Genomic DNA, 5101 nt, shown 5'->3' with positions numbered 1-5101 from the left:
CCTTCGCAGGACGCTTTGAGAAAACCAACCACTAATGAAAACCGCCGGACCCCACACACCGTTTATCGGACAGACCCGACTGTGACCGCCACATCAGGCATGTTAGGAAGACGCGGCGACCGGGAACCGATACCTCCGGTATCAATGATGGCTCCCTGCGACGCCCGCTGCCATGACGCCGTGAAACTGGGAGGTCGCGGGTGAACTGATGTGTCGGGTAACAGCAGGAAGAGTGCCGTTCAGTAATCACCTCTGAGCCAAAGGATCAGTGAGCTCATGTAGAAGGCACGTCAGGTGTCTCTGCGGGTCTGCGATGTCGGGCGGTGAGGTACAGGCGGTGAATGGTGATGACCAGGGCTAGCCAGGCGGCCCCCAGCGTCCAGGCGACAAGCACATCGGTGAACCAGTGGTGGCCCAGGAAGACCCGGCTGGCACCCATGGTGAACGCGAAGACAGCGGCGCAGAGGATCGTGATGATTCCGGCTTTACGGCTGTGCTGGCGCAGCAGGAGCAGGTACGCCACGATCCCGGCGATCACCATGGCGTTGAGGGAATGACCGCTCGGAAAGGACGCGGAATACTCATACGGTGGAACGGCGTCCTGCAGGGGCGGCCGCGAACGACCGATGAACTGCTTACCGGCGATGGTCATCAGCAAGGACCCTGCGGCCGCGGACACCATCAGGATGACAGGAGTCCACGAGCGGCGGACAGCAAGGAAAACCATAACGCTCAAAGCCAGGATCGGCATCCCGACCGGTCCACCAATGTTGGTGTAGGCGGTGACGAGGGTATCGAGCGTCGGTGACCGCAGCGATATGGCAGCGTCGAGCAGCGGATGATCCAGGGAAGCAACGCCATCGCCTTCGGTCACGGCTTCATAGATTTCCGCAGACGCAATGGTCAGGAGTAGCGCCAGTACCGCCCCGACGAACAAGGTCAGGACCAGTGCAGCATGGTGCCCTAGCACGGTGCTGAGGCGGTGCATCAGGCGTGCTGCGAAACGTCCAAACGGCGTCGTCCAGCGGGTCAGGTCCCGACCTGCAGCGAAACGGTCTTCACCGGAGCCAGGTAAATGGGAACCAGCGAACGCGCGGGGTGTCTCACCGGGACGAGGTCCGTCGTTATGGTTCATCGTTGACTCCTTGAATAGCGACCGGTCCCGGGCTCCGACCTGGCGATGAAGAAGTGGTGTTCTGTTTCAGGCACTGATCGTATGTGTTGTCAGGAGGACGACCAGCACACCGCCCAGAGCGACCCGGTATCCGACGAACAAGAGGTAACTGCGTGTGGAGATGTAGCGCAGGAACCACCCGATGACGGCCAGGGCGATGATGAACGCGACAAGTGTCGCGACGGCGGTCTCCGCCAGGGTGTAGGACCCGGGCTGGTCGTAGCTTTTGACCAGCTGATACAGCCCGCTGGCGAACACGGCCGGAATCGCAAGCAAGAAGGAATACCGTGCGGCCGCTTCCCGCGTGTACCCCATCAGTAGACCCGCTGTGATGGTGCCTCCGGATCGGGAGACCCCTGGGATGAGGGCGAGGGACTGCGCGAGCCCGTACACAATGCCGTGCCGATAGGTGAGGTCATTGAGGCTGCGGTTCCGGCGACCGATCCTGTCCGCCACACCAAGCACCACGCCGAAGAGGATAAGGGTGCCCGCCACGATCCAGAGGCTCCGGAACGTGGTCTCGATCTGGGTCTGGAAGAGCAGCCCGAGTACGGCGATGGGGATACTGCCGAGGATGACCAGCCATCCCATGCGCACGTCGGGGGAGTTCCGCGGAACGGTTCCCCGCAATGATCCCAGCCACGCGGAAATGATGCGGTAGATGTCAGCCCGGAAGTAGACGAGGACCGCGCTCTCGGTGCCAAGTTGCGTGATCGCGGTGAACGCAGCCCCTGGGTCTCCGGCGCCGGGCATCAGCTCGCCCACTATGCGCAGGTGCGCGCTGGAGGAGATCGGCAGAAATTCCGTCAAACCCTGTACCACACCAAGGATGACCGCTTCGAGCCAGTTCAACGGCTGAACTCAGTGGCCGGCACCAACAAGCACCCATCACCCCGTAAGCAGATGCGTTGTGAAGTGCTCCTCCACCGGTACGGCCCTCGCGCTGATAGGACAGTTGCTGCTTTAGCAGCGACTCCGGGTTCCTGGCCTGTTGCTCCGGATAGATCCGCGTACCTCGGCATTGTGAGCAACAGGCGAGGCGCGCTGTCCGCAAGAAGAACCATGAGGGAACCGTAAATGGCCCATCCTGAGGAAACGCTGAACACGATTCGACACCGGAAAGGCGGGCACCCTACCGCCGTCAGGAAGGAACGCCATTCGACCCCACAGGCCTGACAGTCTTGGGCCTGTCCTGTGTGCAATGAGCGCTAGTTAGAAGCAGGCATGCTCCCTCGTGCAGCGATAACAAATCTCGACACCGACAAGCGCCCCTGCTCCTCTCTCAGCATCTGTTCAACATCCAAGTCAGACACTGATGGCAGCGTTCGGCCGCCACGGCCCAACGCTCGCTTCTGAAGGCCCCGTGGGCGCAGTAATTGCCGGCGGAGGACGAACGAGACTTATCGAAGAGGTCACCATGAGCCAGCCAGGACCAATCATCATTGCCCCCAACTACTCGGCACGACAGATGCTCAGCAAGGTCCCCGAAATCACGATCTGGTTCTGGGTCATCAAGATTCTGTGCACCACCGTTGGCGAGAGTTTCGCTGATTACATCAACATGGCCCTCGGTGTCGGGCTTGTCTCAACCGCCATCGTCTTCACCTTTGTCACTGTCGTCGTGCTCGCCGTGCAGATGAGACTCCGCCGCTACCACCCCGGCGCCTACTGGCTGACCGTCGTCGTCATGAGCATCACAGGGACGCTGTATACCGACATCCTCACCGATCAAGCCGGCATTCCTCTATGGATGAGCTCCGCCGTGTTCGCGACCGCGTTGGCCGTGATCTTCACGATCTGGTTCATGAAGGAACGCACCCTGTCGATCCACAGCATCCTCAGCGTTCCGCGTGAAGCGTTCTACTGGCTCGCCGTGCTCATCACCTTCGCGCTCGGGACAGCTTTAGGCGACTGGACCCTCGAACTCACAGGCTGGGGTCCGGGACTCTCCATCCTGCTTCCTCTCGGACTCATCGGCATCGTCACCACGGTCTGGCGTTTCGGAGCCAATCCCGTCCTCGCATTCTGGATCGCCTACATCCTCACGCGTCCGCTCGGAGCCAACATCGGTGACTGGCTGGGTCTGACACCGGCAGAAGGAGGCCTCGGCCTGGGCACATTCGCAACAAGTCTCATTTTCCTCGCCGCGATCCTCGCAACCGTGGTCTACCTATCCATCAGCAAAACTGATGTCGCCGAACGACCACGGACCATGAAGATCCAGGCGGCAACTCCAGCACGGCAACGGACTGCGCTAGGCATCCTGACCGCAGTCGGGATCGCCACCATCGCACTACTCGTCCACACCAACAGCCTGCCGCACACCAGCACTCTGGCAGACGAGGGCACAGCTCCTACATGCACATCCGGCACCGCATCCTTGACTCAAGCCGAAGCGCAGGCAACCGCAAACACGAAGTTCCCCGCTTCGGACCTCACCGAGTTCCGCACCATCACCTCCGACACCCTCGCGCTCGTCACACGAGGTGATCAAAGTGGAGCTGCCACCCGGGCGACCGACCTCGAGACCGCGTGGGACGACAAACAGGACGCCCTCTCCGCCCTCGACTGCCAGGCATGGACCTTCATCGACACCCAGATCGATCCCGTCCTCTCCTCCGTCCGCTCCACCAACCCCGACCAAACAACGGAGCAAGAAGCCCTCCAAAACCTCCTCACAACACTCAACGGGGCATAGTCACAGACCCTTGTGAGATCTGCATCCAGCAAACATCCATGACCGTATGTCCTCGGGCAGGAACGAAACCGACGGCACCCACGACATCTCCGCTGTTCACTGTGCGCACCGTGATTTACCCAAATGTGCAGATCAGAGCCGCGTCGGGGGAGTGGGCCCTGAGCACCCCATCTACCCCGGCGTCCTGGGAAGGGTTGAGGTTGCTGACGCGTGGGGCGCTACCTCCAGATGTAGACCTACACCCGGTGAGCGACAGGCTGACCACGACCATAGCTACGGAAAGAAGAGTGGAATGCCCGGTGTCCTGCGGACACGGGTGTTCCTCCCAGCGGCACGACTCGGGCCAGCTGCGGTCAATGGCGTTCCAGGTTCTCCGTCATGGGGGCCACCGCGGACTGCCCCAACTAGCCCGCCGTCTGTCCTGCTTCATCGTGCGAGACCGACAAACGATCGGTGATGTATGCGTGCTAATCGTGGACGGGTTCGCCGGTGACGCGGTGGTCGGCATGGTTCATGCCTTCGAGGATGAGACGGGTGAGGTGCCCGTCAATAATGCTGTAGATGACGTTGCGGGCTTCTTTGCGAGTGGAGACGAGACCCGAGAGCCGGAGTTTAGCCAGGTGCTGGCTGACGGCCGTACGGTTGGCCCCGGTTGCGGTAACGAGGGTCCCGACGTCGGCTGGACCCTGCGTGAGGAGCCAGAGGATGTGCAGGCGGGTGGAATCCGCGAGCATCCGGAACGTTGCAGCGCCGACGTCGAGGCGGGCCGCGTCAGGGTGGCCCGTGTGCACAAGACTCGGCGCCGACCTGCCCGGCTTCTCGGCTGTACCACCTACCACTGCACGAGGGCCGGCTTCTGAACGGATTGACGGCTCAGCAGGTGCTTCGCTGTCGATGTCCCTGCCCCCCTTCGTCGCCCCGGTCAACGCCGATACCTCACACGAGAACCCGATGCCCGGACCGTGTGTTCTCTCCACGTTACCTGCGCTCACCCCGGCGGTTTAGCCGCTCCTCATGGTCAGGTGCAGTCACAGGTGCCGCCGTGTCTGATTCTGCGCCCATGCCTGAGGTTATGGGGGCTGGCCAGAGCACGAGTGCAATGATCGTGCCAGCTAGGGCAAGTACTCCTAGGACGAGGGCGGCGGAGCTCAAGCCGGCGGCGGCTCCGACCCACCCGGCGAGGGGGTAGGCCAGGAGGTAGCAGGCGTGGGAGAGGGAGAACTGGGCGG

Annotated in this window: 4 protein-coding genes and 1 pseudogene; 1 reads left to right on the top strand and 4 read right to left on the bottom strand. The window is 62.0% G+C overall.

What is annotated here, in order from left to right; genetic code table 11:
* Window positions 1-274: 274 nt before the first annotated feature.
* Window positions 275-1135 carry a phosphatase PAP2 family protein gene (locus CXQ96_RS17660; RefSeq protein WP_104119329.1) on the bottom strand — a complete coding sequence of 287 codons (861 nt, stop codon included), beginning with the start codon at window positions 1133-1135 and terminating at the stop codon, window positions 275-277.
* A gap of 66 nt (window positions 1136-1201) precedes the next feature.
* The gene (locus CXQ96_RS17655) at window positions 1202-2026 is read right to left on the bottom strand and encodes an undecaprenyl-diphosphate phosphatase (protein ID WP_104119327.1); all 825 of its coding nucleotides are present in this window, start codon (window positions 2024-2026) and stop codon (window positions 1202-1204) included.
* A gap of 565 nt (window positions 2027-2591) precedes the next feature.
* On the opposite strand from CXQ96_RS17655, the gene CXQ96_RS17650 reads away from it, so the two are divergent.
* Window positions 2592-3872: a hypothetical protein gene (locus CXQ96_RS17650; protein ID WP_258059188.1), complete on the top strand. Its 1281-nt coding sequence runs from the start codon at window positions 2592-2594 to the stop codon at window positions 3870-3872.
* A 467-nt stretch (window positions 3873-4339) separates the two neighbouring features.
* Here the strand turns inward: CXQ96_RS17650 and CXQ96_RS17645 are convergent, their stop codons facing one another.
* Window positions 4340-4711 (bottom strand): metalloregulator ArsR/SmtB family transcription factor, encoded by a 372-nt coding sequence (locus CXQ96_RS17645; protein ID WP_258059187.1) that lies wholly within the window; start codon window positions 4709-4711, stop codon window positions 4340-4342.
* A gap of 139 nt (window positions 4712-4850) precedes the next feature.
* A pseudogene (locus tag CXQ96_RS18685) lies at window positions 4851-5101 on the bottom strand (MFS transporter); the annotation flags it as partial.

The organism is Arthrobacter sp. B1805 (assembly GCF_002929745.1).
Taxonomy (GTDB): domain Bacteria; phylum Actinomycetota; class Actinomycetes; order Actinomycetales; family Micrococcaceae; genus Arthrobacter_D.
This window is presented reverse-complemented; position numbering and strand designations above follow the sequence as displayed.

What these genes read in the sequence shown, in the direction of transcription:
- CXQ96_RS17660 (WP_104119329.1), bottom strand. Translation starts at nt 1,135, where the DNA reads ATGAACCATAACGACGGACCTCGTCCCGGTGAGACACCCCGCGCGTTC.
- CXQ96_RS17650 (WP_258059188.1), top strand. Translation starts at nt 2,592, where the DNA reads ATGAGCCAGCCAGGACCAATCATCATTGCCCCCAACTACTCGGCACGA.